The sequence below is a fragment of the Allobosea sp. genome, from assembly GCF_036675845.1.
GTDB lineage: Bacteria > Pseudomonadota > Alphaproteobacteria > Rhizobiales > Beijerinckiaceae > Allobosea.
Genome location: NZ_JAKFED010000214.1, coordinates 1 through 19,197, shown reverse-complemented (window position 1 = coordinate 19,197; position 19,197 = coordinate 1). Strand labels below are relative to the sequence as shown.

17 protein-coding genes are annotated in these 19,197 nt (G+C 67.3%); 7 read left to right on the top strand and 10 right to left on the bottom strand.

Going from position 1 to position 19,197, the window contains the following annotated elements:
- Positions 1 to 378, bottom strand: a 378-nt coding sequence (locus V6M56_RS22405; RefSeq protein WP_332687248.1) for a response regulator transcription factor, incomplete at its 3' end; no start/stop codon positions are given.
- Between the two features lie 274 nt (positions 379 to 652).
- On the opposite strand from V6M56_RS22405, the gene V6M56_RS22400 reads away from it, so the two are divergent.
- Positions 653 to 1,204: a L,D-transpeptidase family protein gene (locus tag V6M56_RS22400; RefSeq protein WP_332687246.1), complete on the top strand. Its 552-nt coding sequence runs from the start codon at positions 653 to 655 to the stop codon at positions 1,202 to 1,204.
- Positions 1,205 to 1,416: 212 nt separating this feature from the next.
- On the opposite strand, the gene V6M56_RS22395 is transcribed toward V6M56_RS22400, so the two are convergent.
- On the bottom strand, positions 1,417 to 2,097 hold the full coding sequence (locus V6M56_RS22395; protein WP_332687245.1) for a YggS family pyridoxal phosphate-dependent enzyme: 681 nt from the start codon (positions 2,095 to 2,097) through the stop codon (positions 1,417 to 1,419).
- 112 nt (positions 2,098 to 2,209) lie between these two features.
- Between V6M56_RS22395 and leuS the strand changes: the two genes are divergently transcribed.
- Genes leuS through holA form a run of 3 tightly spaced genes read left to right on the top strand, consistent with a single transcriptional unit; the run spans position 2,210 to position 6,409 of the window.
- On the top strand, positions 2,210 to 4,834 hold the full coding sequence (gene leuS, locus V6M56_RS22390) for a leucine--tRNA ligase (RefSeq protein WP_332687244.1): 2,625 nt from the start codon (positions 2,210 to 2,212) through the stop codon (positions 4,832 to 4,834).
- Positions 4,821 to 5,366: an LPS assembly lipoprotein LptE gene (gene lptE / locus V6M56_RS22385; protein WP_332687242.1), complete on the top strand. Its 546-nt coding sequence runs from the start codon at positions 4,821 to 4,823 to the stop codon at positions 5,364 to 5,366. Before leuS ends, lptE begins: the two co-directional genes overlap by 14 nt.
- Before the next feature lie 17 nt (positions 5,367 to 5,383).
- Positions 5,384 to 6,409: a DNA polymerase III subunit delta gene (gene holA / locus V6M56_RS22380; protein WP_332687240.1), complete on the top strand. Its 1,026-nt coding sequence runs from the start codon at positions 5,384 to 5,386 to the stop codon at positions 6,407 to 6,409.
- Here holA and V6M56_RS22375 read toward each other — a convergent pair whose 3' ends face one another.
- The 5 genes from V6M56_RS22375 to mnmE form a co-directional block, all read right to left on the bottom strand.
- Positions 6,410 to 7,294 (bottom strand): ParB/RepB/Spo0J family partition protein, encoded by an 885-nt coding sequence (locus V6M56_RS22375; RefSeq protein ID WP_332687238.1) that lies wholly within the window; start codon positions 7,292 to 7,294, stop codon positions 6,410 to 6,412.
- Between the two features lie 34 nt (positions 7,295 to 7,328).
- Positions 7,329 to 8,159, bottom strand: a complete 831-nt coding sequence (locus tag V6M56_RS22370; RefSeq protein ID WP_332687236.1) for a ParA family protein — start codon at positions 8,157 to 8,159, stop codon at positions 7,329 to 7,331.
- Positions 8,156 to 8,809, bottom strand: a complete 654-nt coding sequence (rsmG, locus tag V6M56_RS22365; protein ID WP_332687234.1) for a 16S rRNA (guanine(527)-N(7))-methyltransferase RsmG — start codon at positions 8,807 to 8,809, stop codon at positions 8,156 to 8,158. Before rsmG ends, V6M56_RS22370 begins: the two co-directional genes overlap by 4 nt.
- Positions 8,806 to 10,698: a tRNA uridine-5-carboxymethylaminomethyl(34) synthesis enzyme MnmG gene (mnmG, locus tag V6M56_RS22360; protein ID WP_332687232.1), complete on the bottom strand. Its 1,893-nt coding sequence runs from the start codon at positions 10,696 to 10,698 to the stop codon at positions 8,806 to 8,808. The genes rsmG and mnmG overlap by 4 nt, the downstream gene beginning before the upstream one ends.
- Positions 10,699 to 10,792: 94 nt before the next feature.
- The gene (gene mnmE / locus V6M56_RS22355) at positions 10,793 to 12,103 is read right to left on the bottom strand and encodes a tRNA uridine-5-carboxymethylaminomethyl(34) synthesis GTPase MnmE (protein WP_332687230.1); all 1,311 of its coding nucleotides are present in this window, start codon (positions 12,101 to 12,103) and stop codon (positions 10,793 to 10,795) included.
- Between the two features lie 74 nt (positions 12,104 to 12,177).
- Here mnmE and V6M56_RS22350 point away from each other — a divergent pair, with 74 nt between their 5' ends.
- Complete coding sequence (locus V6M56_RS22350; protein ID WP_332687228.1) at positions 12,178 to 14,181, top strand: thioredoxin domain-containing protein; 2,004 nt, start codon at positions 12,178 to 12,180, stop codon at positions 14,179 to 14,181.
- A 67-nt stretch (positions 14,182 to 14,248) separates the two neighbouring features.
- Here the strand turns inward: V6M56_RS22350 and rho are convergent, their stop codons facing one another.
- The 3 genes from rho to hemE all read right to left on the bottom strand — a co-directional run bounded on the left by rho (position 14,249) and on the right by hemE (position 17,205).
- Positions 14,249 to 15,514: a transcription termination factor Rho gene (gene rho, locus V6M56_RS22345; protein ID WP_332687226.1), complete on the bottom strand. Its 1,266-nt coding sequence runs from the start codon at positions 15,512 to 15,514 to the stop codon at positions 14,249 to 14,251.
- Between the two features lie 229 nt (positions 15,515 to 15,743).
- A complete protein-coding gene (gene hemJ, locus V6M56_RS22340) occupies positions 15,744 to 16,169 on the bottom strand; it encodes a protoporphyrinogen oxidase HemJ (protein WP_332687224.1) in 426 nt (141 codons plus the stop codon).
- Positions 16,170 to 16,179: 10 nt separating this feature from the next.
- Complete coding sequence (gene hemE, locus V6M56_RS22335) at positions 16,180 to 17,205, bottom strand: uroporphyrinogen decarboxylase (protein WP_332687222.1); 1,026 nt, start codon at positions 17,203 to 17,205, stop codon at positions 16,180 to 16,182.
- 462 nt (positions 17,206 to 17,667) lie between these two features.
- On the opposite strand from hemE, the gene V6M56_RS22330 reads away from it, so the two are divergent.
- Complete coding sequence (locus tag V6M56_RS22330; protein ID WP_332687220.1) at positions 17,668 to 18,498, top strand: pyruvate, water dikinase regulatory protein; 831 nt, start codon at positions 17,668 to 17,670, stop codon at positions 18,496 to 18,498.
- Positions 18,495 to 19,118: a Maf family protein gene (locus V6M56_RS22325; RefSeq protein ID WP_332687219.1), complete on the top strand. Its 624-nt coding sequence runs from the start codon at positions 18,495 to 18,497 to the stop codon at positions 19,116 to 19,118. Before V6M56_RS22330 ends, V6M56_RS22325 begins: the two co-directional genes overlap by 4 nt.
- The last annotated feature ends 79 nt before the right edge of the window (positions 19,119 to 19,197 follow it).

Genomic DNA, 19,197 nt, shown 5'->3' with positions numbered 1-19,197 from the left:
GGCCTCGTATTGCCGCAGATGCGCCCGGATGCGGGCGAGCAGCACCGCGAACTTGAACGGCTTGACGACATAGTCGTTGGCCCCGGCCTCGAGCCCGAGCACGGTGTCGGCATCCGAGCCCTGACCGGTCAGCATGATCACCGGGCTCTTGAAACCGTTCTTGCGCATCAGCTTCACCGCCTCGCGCCCATCCATGTCCGGCAGGCCGACATCCATCACCGCCAGATCGACGCGTTCGGTCTGGACCGTCCTGACGCTCGCGGTCGCCGTCGCTGCCGAGGAGACGCGGAACTCGTCGTAAAGCGCCAGCTGCTCGGCGAGCGCGTCGCGCAGGGTCTGGTCGTCGTCGACGAGCAGGATATGATGCGTGGCTGACATGATGCCGATTCAGCTCGGTTGCGGTCAGGCAACACTAGAGCATGGCAGGAAAAAGTGGGAACCGGTTTTTCGCGGAAGCCATGCGCCAACCCTATGCCGACGATCACGTTTTCTCATCCGGGCGCTTCCGCCCGGCTTCACCGCGATCTGGAACCGCAGGCGAGCCGACGGCAATCGGCTTTTCGCGTTCATCCGGCGCTAACCATTCGACGAGAGAAGAGCTCGGCTCCGGGCCGCCTCCGGCGGCCGGCAAGTCGTGCGGAACGGGATCGCCGTGAGAAAACCTGAAGGCAGCGCCGGCGGCCGCCGGCTGACGCGGATCACGGTGGTGCGCTCGGTGCGCGATCGCCGCAAGGGCTTCCTGAAGGCCGGCGGCGCAGTGTTTCCCTGTGCGCTCGGCCGTTCCGGCATCGTCGTCGACAAGCGCGAAGGCGATGGCGGCACGCCGCGCGCCAAACTGCCGCTGCGCCGGGTCTTCTTTCGCGGCGACCGGCTGCCGCGGCCGGCGAGCCTGCTGCCGGCGCGCCGGATCGGCCCCCGCGACGCCTGGTGCGACGACAATGCCGACCGGCGCTACAACCGCCTGATCGACCGGCCGCCGGGCGAGGCCGAGGAGCGGCTGGCCCGCGCCGATAACCTCTACGACGTCATCGTCGAGCTCGGCTGGAACGACGCGCCGGTGCGGCGCGGCCGCGGCAGCGCGATCTTCTGGCACCTCGCCCGGCCCGGCTTCATGCCCACCGCCGGCTGCGTGGCCGTCGAGGGCCATGTCTTCGCCAAGGTGCTGCCGCGCCTGGCGCGCGGCTGCACGTTGGTGGTTCGCTAGCCTGATTTCCGCGGAACCACTCCGTCATTCCGGACAAGCGGCGAAGCCGCGCAGCTCCGGAATCCATCGTAGAGCGCCACAGCCCTACGATGGATTCCGGCGCTCCGCTTCGCTGCGGCCGGAATGACGTTTCCGGGATTACATACCAAGCTCTCGCGCCCGTGCCCGGCACTACCTGGCACTACCCAAAAACCGTCAACGATATCAGCTGGCTACCCGGTAGTGCCGTCATCGCGCGCACCGAAGATCGCGCTGCCGACGCGGACATGCGTGGCGCCAAGCTGGATCGCCGCCTCATAGTCGGCGCTCATGCCCATGGAGAGCGTCGCGAGCCCGTTGCGGGCGGCGATCTTGGCGAGCAGCGCGAAATGCGGCGAGGGCGGTTCCTCGGCCGGCGGAATGCACATCAGCCCCTCGACCACCAGCCCATAGGTGACCCGGCAGCTTTCCAGGAAGGCGTCGGTCTCGCCGGGCAGCACGCCGCCCTTCTGCGGCTCGGCTCCGGTATTGACCTGGACCACCAGCCGCGGCGCCCGGCCGCTGCGGGCGATCTCGCGGGCCAGTTCCTTGGCGAGGCTCTCGCGGTCGAGCGAATGGATCGCGTCGAACAGCGCCACCGCCTCGCGCGCCTTGTTGGATTGCAGCGGCCCGATCATGTGCAGTTGCGCCTGCGGAAAGCGCTCGCGCAGCGCCGGCCATTTCGTCTTGGCCTCCTGGACATAGTTCTCGCCGAAATCGGCTTGGCCGGCATCGAGCACCGGCAGGATCGCCTCGGCCGGCTTGGTCTTGGAGACGGCGACAAGCGTCACCTCCTCCGGCCGGCGGCCGAAATCGCGTGCCGCCCGGGCGATGGCGGCCCTCGTCTCCTGCAACCCCGTCACCACGTCCTGCATCGCTTTCGTCCCTTGCCCGCATCGCCGCCAAGCCTTTCCAAACATTGACCCGGCGCGCCCGATGGTGTCCTAGTCCGGGCCAGTCCGATCACGCAAGAACGACACGATCAGCATGGCCGCCGAACGCTACAATCCGAAGGAAGCCGAGCCGAAATGGCGCCAGGTCTGGGATGAGCGCAAGCTCTTCGAGACCCGCAATGACGACCCACGTCCGGCCTATTACGTGCTCGAGATGTTCCCCTATCCGTCGGGGCGCATCCATATGGGCCATGTCCGCAATTACGCCATGGGCGACGTGGTGGCGCGCTACAAGCGTGCCAAGGGCTTCGCGGTGCTGCATCCGATGGGCTGGGATGCTTTCGGCCTGCCGGCCGAGAACGCCGCCAAGGCCAACAAGGTCCATCCGCGCGAGTGGACCTATGCCAATATCGCGACGATGCGGACGCAGTTGCAGTCGATGGGCCTGTCGCTCGACTGGAGCCGCGAGCTCGCCACCTGCGATCCGAGCTATTACCGCCACCAGCAGAAGCTCTTCCTCGATTTCCTCAAGGCCGGGCTGGTCGACCGCAAGACCGCCAAGGTCAACTGGGACCCGGTCGACGAGACCGTGCTCGCCAATGAGCAGGTCATCGACGGCCGGGGCTGGCGCTCGGGCGCCGTCGTCGAGCAGCGCGAGCTGACGCAGTGGTTCTTCAGGATCACCGCCTACGCCCAGGAGCTCAACGACGCCCTCGACGGGCTGGCGCGCTGGCCCGACAAGGTCCGCCTGATGCAGAAGAACTGGATCGGCCGCTCCGAGGGGCTACTGGTTCGTTTCGTACTCGAATCGAATGTCCATGGCCAGGACGAGCTCGAGATCTACACGACCCGCCCGGATACGCTGTTCGGCGCAAGGTTCATGGCCGTCTCGCCCGATCATCCGCTGGCCAAGGCGGCGGCCGCCGACAATCCGGAGCTCCAGGCCTTCATCGCCGAATGCAGGAAGACCGGAACGGCGCAGGAGAGCATCGACAAGGCCGGGAAGCTCGGCTTCGACACCGGCCTGCGCGCCGTCCATCCCTTTGATCCGTCATGGACATTGCCGATCTATGTGGCGAACTTCATCCTGATGGAATACGGCACCGGCGCCATTTTCGGCTGCCCGGCCCATGACCAGCGCGATCTCGACTTCGTCAACAAATACGGGCTGGGCAACACCCCGGTGGTCTGCCCGGAAGGCGTCGACCCGGCCAGCTTCACGATCACCGACGCGGCCTATGACGGTGAGGGCCGGATGATCAATTCGCGTTTCCTCGACGGCATGACCATTCCGGAGGCGAAAGAAGATATCGCACGCCGTCTCGAGACGGAAATCCGCGGCAACCGGCCTGTCGGCCAGCGCAAGGTCAATTTCCGGCTGCGCGACTGGGGCGTCTCGCGCCAGCGCTATTGGGGCTGCCCGATCCCGGTGATCCACTGCGCCGATTGCGGCACGGTGCCGGTGCCCGCCGCCGACCTGCCGGTGCAGCTGCCCGACGATGTCTCCTTCGACAAGCCGGGCAACCCGCTCGACCATCATCCGAGCTGGAAGCACGTCGCCTGCCCGCAATGCGGCAAGGCGGCGCGGCGCGAGACCGACACGATGGACACCTTCGTCGATTCGTCCTGGTATTTCGCCCGCTTCACCAATCCCTGGCTCGAGAACAGCCCGACCGAGCGCGCCGCGGTCGACCGCTTCCTGCCGATCGACCAGTATATCGGCGGCGTCGAGCACGCGATCCTGCATCTGCTCTATTCGCGCTTCTTCACCCGGGCGATGAAGGCGACCGGCCATGCCGGCACGGACGAGCCCTTCGACGGCATGTTCACCCAGGGCATGGTGGTGCACGAGACCTACCGGGCGCAGGACGGCAGCTGGATCGAGCCCGGCAATGTCCGGATCGAGACGCAGGGCAGCGAGCGCCGCGGCTTTCATGTCGACACCGGCGCCCCGATCGAGATCGGCTCGATCGAGAAGATGTCGAAATCGAAGAAGAACGTCGTCGATCCCGACGACATCATCGCCTCCTACGGAGCCGATACGGCGCGCTGGTTCATGCTCTCCGATTCGCCGCCGGATCGCGACGTGATCTGGACCGATGAAGGCGTGCAGGGCTCGGCCCGCTTCGTCCAGCGCCTCTGGCGGCTGGTCGGCGAGATCGGCGAGCGCACCGGCAATCGCGTGACGCGCCCCGCCGGCTTCGGCGAGGCCGCCCTGGTGCTGCGCAAGGCCAGCCACCGCGCCTTGCACGCGGTCGGCGCCGATATCGAGCGCCTCGCCTTCAACCGTTGCGTGGCGCATGTCTATTCGCTGACCAACGCCATCGCCAAGACGCTCGACGCCGCGGCCGAAAGCCCCGAGCTTCCGGCAGACACCGCCTTCGCGCTGCATGAATCCGCCATGATCGCGACGCAGCTTGTCGCACCGATGATGCCGCACCTCGCCGAGGAATGCTGGCAGGCGCTCGGCCTGCCGGGCCTCGTCGGCGAGGCCGCCTGGCCGGAGGCGGAAACGGAATTGTTACGCGATGACAGCATCATCCTGCCGGTGCAGATCAACGGCAAGAAGCGGGCCGAAGTGACGATCGCGGCCGATGCCGATACGGTGGCGGTCGAGGCCGCGGCGAGGGCCTCGGAAGCCGTCGTCAGGGCGCTGGAAGGCCGGGCGATCCGCAAGATCATCGTGGTTCCGGGGAGAATCGTGAATGTCGTCGTCTGAAGCCGGAACCATCCGCCGCCGTGGCCGACCGCTCGCGCTCGCCGCCGTGCTCGCGCTTGCGGCCCTGGCCGGCGGCTGCTTTCGGCCGCTCTATGCCGAAGGCACGGTGAGCAAGGTCGGCGACAATGTCCGCAATGCCATGCTCAGCATCGAGGTTCCCGAGATCAAGGGCCTGGTCGGGCATTATCTGCGCAACGAACTGGTCTTCGAACTCGACGGCGGCGGCGCCCCCGATGTCCAGAAGAAGCTGCGGCTGGTCGCCACCACCACCGAATCGCTCGAGGTCATCACCGTCGACTACGCCAATGGCCGTGCCGATTCCGCCATTCTCGTCGCCACCGCCGACTGGCAATTGCTGCGCAGCGGCTCAGGCGAGGTCGTCGCCTCGGGCCAGAGCGTGGTGCGCGCGCCTTATGAGCGCTCGCTGCAGCGCTTCGCCACCCTGCGCGCCGCGCGCGACGCCCAGATCCGGGCGGCCAAGAGCCTGGCCCAGCAGATCCGCGCCCGCATCGCCGCCGAACTCACCGCCTGAGCGGCGGCGCGGCCGCCATGGCGACGATCAAGGCGCATGAGGCCGACCGGACGCTGGCGCGACCGGATCCGGCCTGGCGGCTCTTCCTGTTCTACGGCCCCGATGCCGGGCTGATCTCGGAGCGGGCGGCAATGCTCGCCCGCGCCAGCGTCGACGACCCGCAGGACGCCTTCCAGCTCGTGCGCATGAGCGGCGACGACATCGCCGCCGACCCGCTGAAACTGGTCGACGAGGCCAACACCATCGGCCTGTTCGGCGGCCGGCGTGCCATCCGGGTTTCGACGACCTCCAAGCCGTTGCTGGCCGCCGTCGAACCGTTGCTGGCGACCCCGTCGCAGGACGCCGTGGTCATCGTCGAGGCCGGCGATCTGCAACGCTCCAACCCGCTCAGGACCGCCTGCGAGAAGGCGCGATCGGCGCTCGCCGTGCCTTGCTATGGCGATGCCGCCCGCGATCTCGGCACCATCGTCGACGAGATGATGCGCGCCGCCGGCAAGACCATCGACCGGGCGACGCGCGAGGCCCTGGTCGGCCTGCTCGGCGGCGACCGCCAGACCTCGCGTCAGGAGATCGACAAGCTGATCCTCTATGCCGGTCAGGATGCCGGCGTGACCCTGGCCCATGTCGAGGCGGTGGTCGGCGACACGGCGCAGCGCGAGCAGGCCAGCGTGATCGATGCGGTCTTCGCCGGCCGCTTTGCCGCGCTCGACCTGGCGCTCGGCAAGCTCGCAGGCGAGGGGCTGGACCAGGGCGTCCTGCTCGGCGCCGTGCTGCGCCATGCGCTCGCTTTGATGAAGGCGCGTTTCGCGCTCGATGCCGGCCGCAGCGCCCGCGATGCCGTCGCCGCCATGCGCCTGCCCTATCCGCGGCTGGCCCAGGCGGAGGCAGCACTCGGCGCCTGGAATGCGGCGAAGCTCAAGGATGCGGTGGCGGTCCTCGGCGCAGCCATGGTCGCGGTCCGCCGCGACGGCGAGATGGCCAGGCCGGTTGCGGCGCGGGCGCTCTGGACGCTGGCGCGGATGGGCTCGGCCGGGCGGAGCTGATCAGGCCTTGAGGCGCCGGCACAGCGCCTCGAGCTGCTCTAGCGTCTTGTAGGCGATCTTCATCTCGCCGCCGCCATTGGCGCGGTGCCGGATGGCGACGCCGAGCCCGAGGGCATCCTCCAGCGCCTTCTCGACGGCGCGGGTGTCGGGGTCCTTCTCCGGCTTCGGCGCCGCGGCGGCAGGCACGCTCTTGCTTTCGCCGCGCGCCTCTTCCTGGCCGAGCCGCTCGATGTCGCGGACGGTCAAGCCCTGCTCGACGATACGCTTCGCCACCTGTTCCGGATCCGAAACAGAGAGCAGGGCCCGCGCATGCCCGGCCGAGACCGAGCCCTCGCCGACCATGCGCCGAACCGGTTCCGGCAGCTTGCTCAGGCGCAAGGTATTGGCGACATGGCTGCGGCTCTTGCCGATGACCTTGGCAAGATCGTTCTGGGTGTAGTCGAATTCGGCGATCAGGCGCTCATAGCCCGCCGCCTCCTCGATCGCATTGAGGTCGGCGCGCTGCACGTTCTCGACGATGGCGATCTCGAGTGCCTCGCGGTCATTGGCCTCGACCAGGATGACCGGCACCTCATGCAGGCCGGCGCGCTGCGCCGCCCGCCAGCGCCGTTCGCCGGCGATGATCTCATAGGCATCGAGCATGCCCGGGAACGAGCGCACGATGATCGGCTGCAGGATACCGCGCTCGCGCACCGAGGAGGTCAGGTCCTCGAGCTCGGCATCGTCGAAGATGCGGCGTGGATTGCGGGCGCTGGGACGCAGGAACTCGACCGGCACCTTCCTCTGGCCACGGGCCCGGTCGATCGCGCCGATTTCGTCTCCGACGTCGCCGATCAGCGCGGCGAGACCACGGCCAAGACGTGAGCGTCCCTGTTCCTCCGCCATCGTCATCCTCTTGATTTCTCCAGCTCTTTCAGGATCAGGCAGCGGCGCGCAGGGTGCGCTCGCGCCTGATCACTTCGGAGGCCAGCTTCAGATAGGCCTGCGAGCCGGCGCAGCGCAGGTCGTAGAGCAAAGCAGGCTTGCCGTAGGACGGCGCCTCGGAAACCCGCACATTGCGCGGGATCACGGTCTCGTAGACCTTGTCGCCGAGGAAGTCGCGGACATCGGCCATCACCTGGCCGGAGAGGTTGTTGCGCGGATCATACATGGTCAGCACCACGCCCTGGATGATCAAGCGCGGATTGAGGCCGGCGCGCACCTGCTCGACCGTCTTCAGCAGCTGACTGAGGCCCTCCAATGCGAAGAACTCGCATTGCAGTGGCACCAGCACGGCGTCGGAAGCGGTCATCGCATTGATCGTGATCAGGCTGAGCGAGGGCGGGCAATCGATCAGGATATAGGTCAGCTCGCTGCAGCGCTGGTCATGCTCGAGCTCGTCGACCGCCTTCTTCAGCCGATGCACCCGGTCCTTGGCGCTGGCGATCTCGAGCTCGACGCCGAGCAGGTCGAGCGTCGAGGGCGCAATGAACAGATTGGGAACAGCCGTGGCCCGCATCGCGGCGCCGAGGCCGATATCGCCGCAGAGCACGTCATAGGTCGAGGCGCGCCGGCTCTTGCGATCGACGCCGAGGCCGGTCGAGGCGTTGCCCTGCGGATCAAGGTCGATGATCAGCACCTTCTCGCCGATCGCCGCCAAAGCGGTACCGAGATTGATCGCCGTCGTCGTCTTGCCGACGCCGCCCTTCTGGTTGGCGAGGGCCAGGACACGAGGCCGGCCGGAGCTGGGCCGAGGGCCTATGTCGTTCATGAGTCGGTCCGCTTCTGAGCGCTACGAATCACCAGGATACGCGCCGCTGAATCCGTGACGGAAGGAAACGTTGATGCCTGAATCTTCCAATATTTAGCAGCGTCGGTCAATTCGGCATCTAGATGTTGTCCCTTCGGAAAGACTCCCATCACACCGGTTCTCAACAGCTCTTTGCACCAGTCGAGCAGAAGCGGCAAGGGCGCGAGCGCGCGCGCCGTGACGACATCGACCTTGCCGACGAATTGCGGCATCGCATCCTCGATGCGGGCGGCATGGACCGTCACTGCCGCCCCGGTCAGGCGCGCCGCATGACGCAGAAAGGCGCATTTGCGGCCATTGCTCTCGACCAGGTCGATATGGCCGCCAAGCTCCGCCAGCCGGATTCCGAGCACGAGCCCGGGAAAGCCGCCGCCGGAGCCGAGATCGAGCCAGCGCCTTGCATCGGGCGCATGATCGAGGAGCTGGAGCGAATCAGCGATATGTCGTGTCCAGACCTCGCTGAGGGTCGCGCCCGAGACCAGATTCTTGGCTCGCTGCCAGCGCTCCAGCTCCGCGACCAGGACAGCGAGGCGCTCCTCTGTTTCACGTGAAACAGGAGTCAAGTCCAAACCGCGCCGGCGGTCGGAGTTATCAACTGAACCCACAGTCATGGTGCGGCGGCGGCAGTGCTCGCGAGCTTTCTGCGCCTCGCATGTGCCGCCAGCAGGGTCAGCGCCGCCGGCGTCATGCCCTCGATCCGCCCCGCCTGCGCCAGATTGGCCGGCTGGGCGGCCTCGAGCTTGGCGCGCAACTCATTGGAGAGCCCGGAGATTCCGGCCAGGTCGAGATCCCGCGGCAGGCCCAGCGCCTGGTCGCGCTGGTAGGAATCGATCTCCGCCGATTGCCGGTCGAGATAGACCGCATAGGTCGCATCGGCGCTGACCCGCGCCGTCACGCTTTCGGGAAATGCGGCGAGATCGGGCCAGGCCCGCGCAAGCGCCGCAAACTCGACGGCCGGATAGGACAGGATCTCGAAGACACTGCGCTTGATGCCATCGCGATTGACCTGCAATCCCGCCGCCGCGGCCTCGGACGGCGTCAGCACGCGCTCCTTGAGCCGCTGCGTCAGGGTCGCGATCTGCTGCTGCCGCGCCTCGAACTTGCGACGGCGCGTCTCTCCGACGAGGCCGAGCCCAATCCCAAGCCCCGTCAGCCTCTCGTCGGCATTGTCGACCCGCAGCGACAGCCGGAACTCGGCGCGCGAGGTGAACATCCGGTACGGCTCCGTAACGCCACGCGTCACCAGATCGTCGACCATGACGCCGATATAGGACTGCGCCCGATCCAGCACGACCGGCTCGCTGCCACTCGCCCGTCTTGCGGCGTTGACCCCGGCGAGCAGGCCCTGGCCCGCCGCTTCCTCATAGCCCGTCGTGCCGTTGATCTGCCCGGCGAGGAAGAGCCCCCGGATCGCGCGTGTTTCCAGCGTCGCGGCAAGCGCGCGCGGATCGACGAAATCATACTCGATCGCATAGCCCGGCCGCAGCATGACGGTGCGCTCGAGCCCCGGTATCGTCTTCAGCAGGCCAAGCTGCACATCCTCCGGCAAGGAGGTCGAAATGCCGTTCGGATAGACGGTCGGATCGTCCAGCCCTTCCGGCTCGAGGAAGATCTGGTGGCCGTCGCGGTCGCCGAAGCGCCCGACCTTGTCCTCGATCGACGGGCAATAGCGTGGGCCGCGCCCCTCGATCTGGCCGGAGAACATCGGGGCACGATGCAGATTGGCCCGGATCAGCTCATGCGTGGCCAAGGTCGTGCGGGTGATCCCGCAGGAAATCTGCGGTGTCGTGATCGCTTCCGTCAGGGACGAGAACGGCTCGGGCGGGTCGTCGCCGGCCTGCATCTCGAGCGCCGCCCAGTCGATGCTGCGGCCATCGAGCCGCGGCGGCGTGCCCGTCTTCAGGCGTCCGAGCGGGAAGCGATACCGCTCCAGCGTCAATGACAAGCCCACGGACGGCGCCTCATCGACCCGGCCGGCCGCGATCTTCTTCTCGCCGATATGGACGAGGCCGCGCAGGAAGGTGCCGGTGGTCAGCACCACCGTTCCGCAGCCGAATCGACGTCCATCGGTCAGGATCACGCCGCGAACCTGGCCCTCGGCGACATCGAGATCGAAAGCCTCACCCTCGATCAGATCGAGTCCGGAATAATCGGCCAGGGCTGCCTGCACCGCCTCGCGATAGAGCCGACGGTCGGCCTGGGCACGCGGGCCGCGCACGGCCGGGCCCTTGCGCCGGTTGAGCATGCGGAACTGGATGCCGCCCTGATCGGCACAGCGCGCCATGATCCCGTCGAGCGCGTCGATCTCGCGAACCAGATGGCCCTTGCCGAGCCCGCCGATCGCCGGATTGCACGACATCACGCCGATCGTCGCGATCTTGTGGGTCAGCAGTGCCGTCCGCGCGCCAAGCCGAGCCGCAGCCGCTGCGGCTTCGGCGCCGGCATGACCTCCGCCGACGACGATCACGTCGTAATGCGCCGTTCCGATGCTGTGAGACATGTCGTCTTCGCTAGCCAAGGCCAGCCGCGCGGTCAATGAAAACAGCCGTGATCCAGCGCCTTGGCGCATGAATCCCGGCCGATCCGGCCGTTCGTCACTTGCCGATGCAGAAACCGGAGAAGAGCGCGTCCAGCACGTCCTCGACATCGATCCGTCCGACCAGCCGCTCCAGCGCCCGTGCCGCCAGCCTTAGCTCCTCGGCGATCAGTTCTGGCTGGCCCGGATGGAGGTGGCCGGCGCGCATGATGGCCCCCACCGCCTCGCCGACCGCGACGCGTTGCCGTTCGCGCGTCAGCAGCGCCGGCTCGGGCGTGGTCATGGCGCGCAACCGCTCGCCGATCGACCGGATCAGCTCGTCCAGGCCTTCTCCGTTCCGGACGGAGACGCCGATCTCGCCGGCCAGTCTTTGTCCCGGCAGGTCGATCTTGGTGGCGATCGCCAGGCTCGCCGCGCCCTCCGGCAATGAGACCGGCTCCGAATCGACCGCGCGCAGATGCAGCGTGAGATCGGCATCGACGACCCGCTGCAAGGCCCGCCGCACACCCTCGATCTCGATCTCGTCCGCGCTTTCGCGCAAGCCGGCCGTGTCGACGAGCAGGACCGGAATGCCGTCGAGATCGAGCCGGACCTCGATCGCGTCCCGGGTCGTGCCGGCGACCGGCGAGACGATGGCGACGTCGCGGCGCGCCAGCGCGTTGAGGAGGGTCGACTTGCCGGCATTGGGCAGCCCCGCCAGCACGACGACGAAGCCTTCGCGGACGCGCTCGCCGGCCTTGAAGCTGCCAAGCGCACTCTGGAGGCTCGGCAGGATCGCGCCCGCCATGGCGGTAGCCTCGGCGACCAGCGGCCCAGAGACGTCGCCCTCATCGGCAAAGTCGATCTCCGCTTCGAGAAGCGTCATCGCCTTGACCAAGCCGGCGCGCCATTCGGCCGCGGCAGCGCCGAGCGCCCCTTCCATCTGGCGCAGTGCCTGGCGGCGCTGCCATTCCGTCTCCGAATCGATCAGATCGGCCAGGCCTTCGACCGCGGCGAGATCGAGCTTGCCGGCCTCGAAGGCACGACGCGTGAATTCGCCCGGCTCGGCCAGCCGAACCCCGGGGACGGCGGTCAGGGTCGCGAGCAACCGTGCCAGCACGGCGCGCGAGCCATGGACCTGGAACTCCGCGACGTCTTCGCCGGTGAAGCTCGCCGGCGCCGGGAAAAACAACACGATGCCCTGATCGATGACCGCGCCATCGGCATCACGCAGCGCGGCAAGGTGGGCGAAGCGTGGCTTCGGGACCGTGCCGATCATCGTTTCGAGAACGAATCGGACCCGGTTGCCCGATACCCGCACCACGGCGACGCCGGCGCGCCCTGCCGCGGAGGACAGCGCCACGATCGTCGGATAGGCTGGCCCGCTCATACCGCGCTCCTCTGCCGGCCTCTTTGCCAGCCCTTTGGCCAGCCCCTTGGCCGGCCCGTATCGGAAGCTCGCCCATGAACCGCCTCAAGGACGCAGCCAGCCCCTATCTGCTGCAGCATCGCGACAATCCCGTCGACTGGTGGGAGTGGAGCGAGGAAGCCTTCGCCGAGGCGAAAGCCAGCCGGCGCCCGGTCCTGCTCTCGGTCGGCTATGCCGCCTGCCATTGGTGCCATGTCATGGCGCATGAGAGCTTCGAGGACCCTGCGACCGCCGCGGTGATGAACGAGCTCTTCGTGAACATCAAGGTCGATCGCGAGGAACGGCCCGACATCGACCATGTCTATATGAACGCGTTGCACAGCCTCGGCGAGCAGGGTGGCTGGCCGCTGACGATGTTCCTCGATTCCGACGGCGCGCCGTTCTGGGGCGGCACCTATTTTCCGCCGGAAGCGCGCTATGGCCGCCCGGGCTTCGTCTCGGTGCTGCGCCAGCTCGCCACGGTCCATAAGCAGGATCCGGATCGCATTCGCCGCAACGCCGACGCCATCCGCGGCGCCTTGCAGCAAAGCCTGGCCGATCCCGGAGGGCAGGCCGTGCCCGAGCCCGATCTCGACGGCATTGCGCACGGCATCGCCCGGCGCTTCGACCGCGACCATGGCGGGCTCGGCGGCGCCCCGAAATTCCCCAATCCCGGCCTGATCGAACTGCTCTGGCGCCACGCCGCCCGCAGCGGCGACGACGACTCACGCCAGATGGTCAACCGGACCCTGACGCAGATGGCCCGGGGCGGCATCCACGACCATCTCGGCGGCGGCTTCGCCCGCTATGCCGTCGACGAGCGCTGGCTCGTGCCGCATTTCGAGAAGATGCTCTACGACAACGCCCAGCTGCTGCCGCTCTACGCGCTCGAGGCGCAGCGCAGCGGCGATCCGCTCCTGTTCGAGGCGGCCGAGGGCATCGTCGCCTGGCTGCGCCGCGACATGCTGCTGCCGGAAGGAGCCTTCGCCGCCAGCCTCGATGCCGATTCCGAAGGCGAGGAAGGCAAGTTCTATGTCTGGACCGTGTCCGAACTCGTCGAGTTGCTCGGTCCGGACGACGCCGCGCTGTTCGCCCGCCATTACGATGTGGAGCCCGGCGGCAACTGGGAAGGCCACGCGATCCTCAACCGGCTCGAGACGCCGGACCCCGGTTCCGACGATGCGAAGCGCCTTGCCGCACTACGCCAGCGGCTTCTCGAACAGCGAGCTCGGCGCATCCCGCCGGGACGCGACGACAAGATCCTCGCCGACTGGAACGGCTTGGCCATCGCGGCGCTGGCCCGGTCCGCCGGCCTGCTGGCCCGGCCTGACTGGCTCGATCTCGCTTCCCGAGCCTTTCATTTCGTCAGCGAATCGATGGCCGATGGCGATGGTCTGGCCCATTCCTACCGCCAGGGCCGCAGGATCGTCCCCGGCTTCGCGCTCGACCACGCCGCGATGGCCGACGCGGCTCTGGCGCTGCACGACGCCACCGGCCTCCGGCACTACTTCGATGCGGCCGCCGCCTGGAGCCGCCATCTCGACCGGCACTACCGCACGCAGAACAGCGGATTGCTGCGGATGACTCGGGCGGACTCGGCGGCACTACCGGTCATACCGCAGCCCAGCCATGACGATGCCGTGCCGAACGCCAATGGTTTGCACGCCACGAACCTGCTGCGCATCGCGGCGCAGACCGGTAGGGCCGAGGATCGCACCCATGCCGACCGGTTCATCGCAATCCTGCTCGCCGCCGCCTCCCGCGCGCCGATGGCCCATGGCTCGGTCCTCAACGCCTATGATCTTGCCCGCAACGGCGTCGAGATCGTGCTGGCCGGCGAGGATCGCGCCGCCTTCCGCCAGGCGGCGCTGGCCATGCCCTTCCTGACCACGATGCTGGTCGACTGTCCCGATCCCGCCGGGCTGCCCGGGGACCACCCTGCCGCCGCCTATGCCCGCCAGGCCGGCAAGGGGGCCGCCTTCATCTGCCGGCATGGCCGCTGCCTGCCGCCCGTCACGGAGCCGAATCGATTGGCCGAGGCCATCGCTTCGGGCTGGTAGTCACCGGCAACAAAAAAGGCCACGGCGCGGTGCCGTGGCCTTCGATCCATCGTCGATCCGAACCCGATCAGGTGTTCATCGAGTCGAAGAACTCGGAGTTCTGTTTGGTCTGGCGCAGCTTGTCCATCAGGAACTCGATCGCGTCCTGCGGGCCCATCGGGTTGAGGATGCGGCGCAGCACATAGGTCTTCTGCAGCACATCCTTCGGGGTGATGAGCTCTTCCTTGCGGGTGCCCGACTTGAGGATGTCGATGGCCGGGAAGATGCGCTTGTCGGCGACCTTGCGGTCGAGGATGATTTCCGAGTTGCCGGTGCCCTTGAACTCTTCGAAGATCACCTCGTCCATGCGGCTGCCGGTGTCGATCAGCGCCGTCGCGACGATGGTCAGCGAGCCGCCTTCCTCGATATTGCGGGCCGCGCCGAAGAAGCGCTTCGGGCGCTGCAGGGCGTTGGCGTCGACACCACCGGTCAGCACCTTGCCGGAGGACGGCACGACGGTGTTGTAGGCGCGGCCGAGACGCGTGATCGAATCGAGCAGGATGACGACGTCACGGCCGTGCTCGACCAGGCGCTTGGCCTTCTCGATCACCATCTCGGCGACCTGGACGTGGCGGGTCGCCGGCTCGTCGAAGGTCGAGGAGACGACCTCGCCCTTCACCGAGCGCTGCATGTCGGTGACTTCCTCGGGCCGCTCGTCGATCAGCAGCACGATCAGATAGCATTCCGGGTGATTGGTGGTGATCGACTGCGCGATGTTCTGCAGCAGCACGGTCTTGCCGGTGCGCGGCGGCGCCACGATCAGGGCGCGCTGGCCCTTGCCGATCGGCGCGACGATGTCGATGACGCGCGGTGAAAAGTCCTTCTTGGTCGGATCCTGCACCTCGAGCCGCAGCCGCTCGTCGGGATAGAGCGGCGTCAGGTTGTCGAAATGGATCTTGTGCCGGATCTTCTCGGGATCCTCGAAATTGATGGTGTTGACCTTGAGCAGGGCGAAATAGCGCTCGCCATCCTTCGGTCCGCGGATCGGCCCTTCGACCGTGTCACCGGTGCGCAGCCCGAATTTCCGGATCTGCGAGGGCGAGACATAGATGTCGTCGGGACCCGGCAGATAATTGGAATCGGAGGAGCGCAGGAAGCCGAAGCCATCCTGCAGCACCTCGACGACGCCTTCGCCGAGGATTTCGGTCTCCTTGGCCGCGAGCTGCTTCAGGATCGCGAACATGAGCTCCTGCTTGCGCATCGTGCTCGCATTCTCGACCTCCAGCCCTTCGGCAAAGGTGAGCAGCTCGGTCGGCGATTTGACCTTGAGTTCGTGGAGTTTGATTTCCCGCATGGGGCACCTGGATCTGGGGTGTTAACGGCCGGGGCGGGGAGCCGCGGGCGCAAGGCAGAGGAAAGGATCGACGGGATGGGGCGGGGAGCCCGCATGTCGGAATGTCGTGGTCGCCTGCGGGAGCAAACGTGGCACGAACCGTCGACGATAGGGAGGACGCGAACAGGAAGCGCAGGGTTAGATAGCCGCTTTCCCGGCGCGGCTCAAGCAGGAAACGGCGCGCGCCCGCTCAGAACGGCTTGACGATGACCAGGATGACGATGAGTGCCATCAGCACCGCCGGCACCTCGTTCAGGATTCGGTAGAAGCGCGCCGACTTGTCGTTGCGGTCTTCGGCGAAGGCCCGGACCCTGCCGACGAGATAGCCATGCAGGCCCGACAGCACCAGGACCAGCGCGATCTTGCCGTGCAGCCAACCGCCCTTGAAGCCAAAACCGCTCCAGGCGAGGTAGAGGCCGAGCACCCAGGCGAGGCTCATCGCCGGATTGATGATGCCCTTGAGCAGCCGCCGTTCCATGATCTTGAAGGTCTCGGACTGGATCGAGCCCGCTGGTGCCTCGACATGGTAGACCATCAGGCGTGGCAGATAGAGCATGCCCGCCATCCAGGCGATGACCGCGATCACATGGACGGCCTTGATCCATTCATAGGTCACGGCGAAATCCTCACGAACGAACCAGCTTCACCAGTTGCTCGACATGAGCGACCGGGGTCTGCGGCTGGATGCCATGGCCCAGATTGAAGATAAAGGCCCGCTCCGACATCGCCTCGCGGATCGCCGCAACATCATGTCGCAGCGCCTCGCCGCCGGCGATCAGCGCCAGCGGGTCGAGATTGCCCTGCAGCGTCACCTCCGGGCTCAGCGTCGCAGCCGCCCAGCGTGGATCCACGCCCCAGTCGAGGCCGATGCCGTCGGCCCCGCTGCTTTGCGCCAGCCCTTCCAGCCGCGACCCGGCACCACGGGCGAACAGGATCACCTTGGCCTGCGGATGCCTCGCCTTGACCCCCGCGACGATCCGGCGCAGCGGCGCGAAGGAGAGTTTCTCGATCAGCCCCGGCGGCAGGGCGCTGGCAAAGCTCTCGAAGACCTGCACGACCTGCGCGCCCGCTTCGATCTGGCGGTTGAGATAGACGATCGAAGCCTCGACCAGCCGTTCGATCAGCCGGTCGAGGAAAGCCGGGTCGGCATAGGCGACGAGCCGCGCCGGTGCCTGGTCGGGCGTGCCCTTGCCGGCGAGCATATAGCTCGCCACCGTCCAGGGCGCGCCGCAGAAGCCGATCAGCGCCGTCTCGGCGGGCAGCGCCGCCCGAACCCGCTCGACCGTCTCGAACACCGGCGCCAGCCGTTCCAGGTTGAGCGTCTCGTCGAGCCTGGCAAGGTCGCTCGCATCACTCAGCGGCTCCAGCTTCGGTCCCTCGCCTTCGGCGAACCAGACCTTCTGGCCCAGCGCATGCGGCACGACGAGGATGTCCGAGAACAGGATCGCCGCATCGAAGCCGAAGCGCCGGATCGGCTGCAGGGTCACCTCGGTGGCGAAGGCCGGGTTGTAGCAGAGCTCGAGGAAGCCGCCGGCCTGCGCCCTGATCTCGCGATACTCGGGCAGATAGCGCCCAGCCTGCCGCATCAGCCAGAGCGGGGGAACCGCCGTCTTCTCGCCCGACAAGGCCCGCAGGAAAAGAGACTGGTTCATCGCGCTCGCTTGCCCTCGGGGCGACCACTTACCGATCGGCCCTAAAAAGATTCTTATTTTAAGAGAGTCTTCTGTTTTGACTCTTGGGGCCCCGGACATAGCCCGGCACAAACCCGTCCACAACCAATCCACAGCCTGTCCGGGGTCGGGCCGCGCTGCCGAGGTTCCGACACAGCTCGTTAACGAGTTCTTAACCAATCGAAATACGGCCTGCCGAGCGTTGCGATGCCGCGCCGCGAAATGATTCACGTGAAACATCCGGTCCCTGTCCACACCGGCTTGCCTGTTGAGCGATCCGGGAGTTATCCCGGGGCCGCTGCCGGCCTCGGGAATAAGCGCGACTTGTCCCCAGTCCTCCCCAGCCCCTGTGGAGCGTTTCGCCGTCCTGCCGCCGATTCCAATTGCCGCTCGCCCGCGCTAGACCAGACCCATCCGATTGGCCGGGCAAGGCTGGGAAAACCCGTGGCGCGCAATTATTTCCACCTGCATCTGGTCTCCGACGCGACCGGCGAAACCCTCATCGCCGTCAGCCGTGCCGCCGCGGCGCAGTATGAGGCGGTCTCCGCCATCGAGCATGTCTATCCGCTGGTACGCTCCGAGAATCAGCTTTCGCGCGTGCTGGCCGAGATCGAATCCTCGCCCGGCGTGGTGCTCTACACCCTGGTCGAGCCGGAATGGGCGCAGCGCCTCGAGAACTTCTGCCAGGAGATCGGCTGTCCCTGCCTCTCGGTGCTGAACCCGGTGCTGTCGCTGTTCCAGTCCTATCTCGGCCAGGCCTCAGCGCCTCGCCCCGGCGCGCAGCACGTCCTCAACGCCGAGTATTTCCGCCGCATCGATGCGATGAACTACACGCTGATGCATGATGACGGCCAGCTCGGCGGTGACCTCGAGAATGCCGATGTCATCCTGGTCGGCATCAGCCGCACCTCGAAAACGCCGACCAGCATTTATCTCGCCAATCGCGGCATCAAGACCGCCAATGTGCCGCTGGTGCCGCATGTGCCGCTGCCGCCCGAGATCGAGCGCCTGAAGAAACCGCTCGTCGTCGGCCTCGTCGCCAGCGCCGAGCGCATCATCCAGATCCGGCAGAACCGCCTGCTCTCGATGCGCGCCGATGACGAGACGCCCTATGTCGACCCTGATTCCGTCGCCGAAGAGGTCAGCCAGTCACGCCGGCTCTGCGCTCGCAAGGGCTGGCCGGTGATCGACGTGACGCGCCGCTCGATCGAGGAGACGGCGGCCGCGATCCTCGACCTGCTGCGCGACCACCGCATGAAGTTCATCGCGACGTGAGCGCGCCCGCCACCTTCTGGCGCGGCGACCAGGCCCTGCTCTTGGCTTCCGGTAGCGCCACGCGGAAAAGCATGCTGCAGGGCGCAGGGCTCCCGGTCGAGTCCATTCCGCCGGAGATCGACGAGCGGGCCGTCGAGGCTGGCTTCCTCGCTTCCGGTGGCGATGCGCCGGGCGTCGCGGCCGCGCTCGCCGCTGCCAAGGCGCTCGCTGTCTCGGCGCAGGCGCCCGGTCGCTGGGTGCTCGGTGCCGACCAGACCCTGACCTGCGAGGGCACCGCCTTCCACAAGCCCGAGGACGAGAACGCGGCCGTACTGCAGATCGCGGCCCTGTCCGGCAGGAGGCATGAACTGACCTCGGCTTTCGCGCTTGCCCGCGACGGCGCCGTCATCCGCACCGGCATGCGGCGGGCCAGGCTGGTCATGCGCCGGCTCGATGCCGGTTTCATCGAGCACTATGTCGCGCAGGCGGGACCGGCGGCGACGGGGAGCGTCGGCGGCTATCAGATCGAGGGGCTCGGGGCGCAGCTGTTCGGCCGCATCGACGGCGACTATTTCACCATCCTCGGCCTGCCGCTGCTCGACTTGCTCGCCGTTTTGCGCGAACTCGATCTTCTCGCCTGAACCAACGGCCTCGTTCCATGACACGCTGCTTCATCATCGGCCATCCCGTCGCCCATTCGCGCTCGCCGCTGATCCATGG

Bases quoted from the DNA above. Each gene is read 5' to 3' on its own strand.
- V6M56_RS22395 (WP_332687245.1), bottom strand. From the start codon at position 2,097: ATGCAGGACGTGGTGACGGGGTTGCAGGAGACGAGGGCCGCCATCGCC.
- leuS (WP_332687244.1), top strand. From the start codon at position 2,210: ATGGCCGCCGAACGCTACAATCCGAAGGAAGCCGAGCCGAAATGGCGC.
- lptE (WP_332687242.1), top strand. From the start codon at position 4,821: ATGTCGTCGTCTGAAGCCGGAACCATCCGCCGCCGTGGCCGACCGCTC.
- holA (WP_332687240.1), top strand. From the start codon at position 5,384: ATGGCGACGATCAAGGCGCATGAGGCCGACCGGACGCTGGCGCGACCG.
- V6M56_RS22375 (WP_332687238.1), bottom strand. From the start codon at position 7,294: ATGGCGGAGGAACAGGGACGCTCACGTCTTGGCCGTGGTCTCGCCGCG.
- V6M56_RS22370 (WP_332687236.1), bottom strand. From the start codon at position 8,159: ATGAACGACATAGGCCCTCGGCCCAGCTCCGGCCGGCCTCGTGTCCTG.
- rsmG (WP_332687234.1), bottom strand. From the start codon at position 8,809: ATGACTGTGGGTTCAGTTGATAACTCCGACCGCCGGCGCGGTTTGGAC.
- mnmG (WP_332687232.1), bottom strand. From the start codon at position 10,698: ATGTCTCACAGCATCGGAACGGCGCATTACGACGTGATCGTCGTCGGC.
- mnmE (WP_332687230.1), bottom strand. From the start codon at position 12,103: ATGAGCGGGCCAGCCTATCCGACGATCGTGGCGCTGTCCTCCGCGGCA.
- V6M56_RS22350 (WP_332687228.1), top strand. From the start codon at position 12,178: ATGAACCGCCTCAAGGACGCAGCCAGCCCCTATCTGCTGCAGCATCGC.
- rho (WP_332687226.1), bottom strand. From the start codon at position 15,514: ATGCGGGAAATCAAACTCCACGAACTCAAGGTCAAATCGCCGACCGAG.
- hemE (WP_332687222.1), bottom strand. From the start codon at position 17,205: ATGAACCAGTCTCTTTTCCTGCGGGCCTTGTCGGGCGAGAAGACGGCG.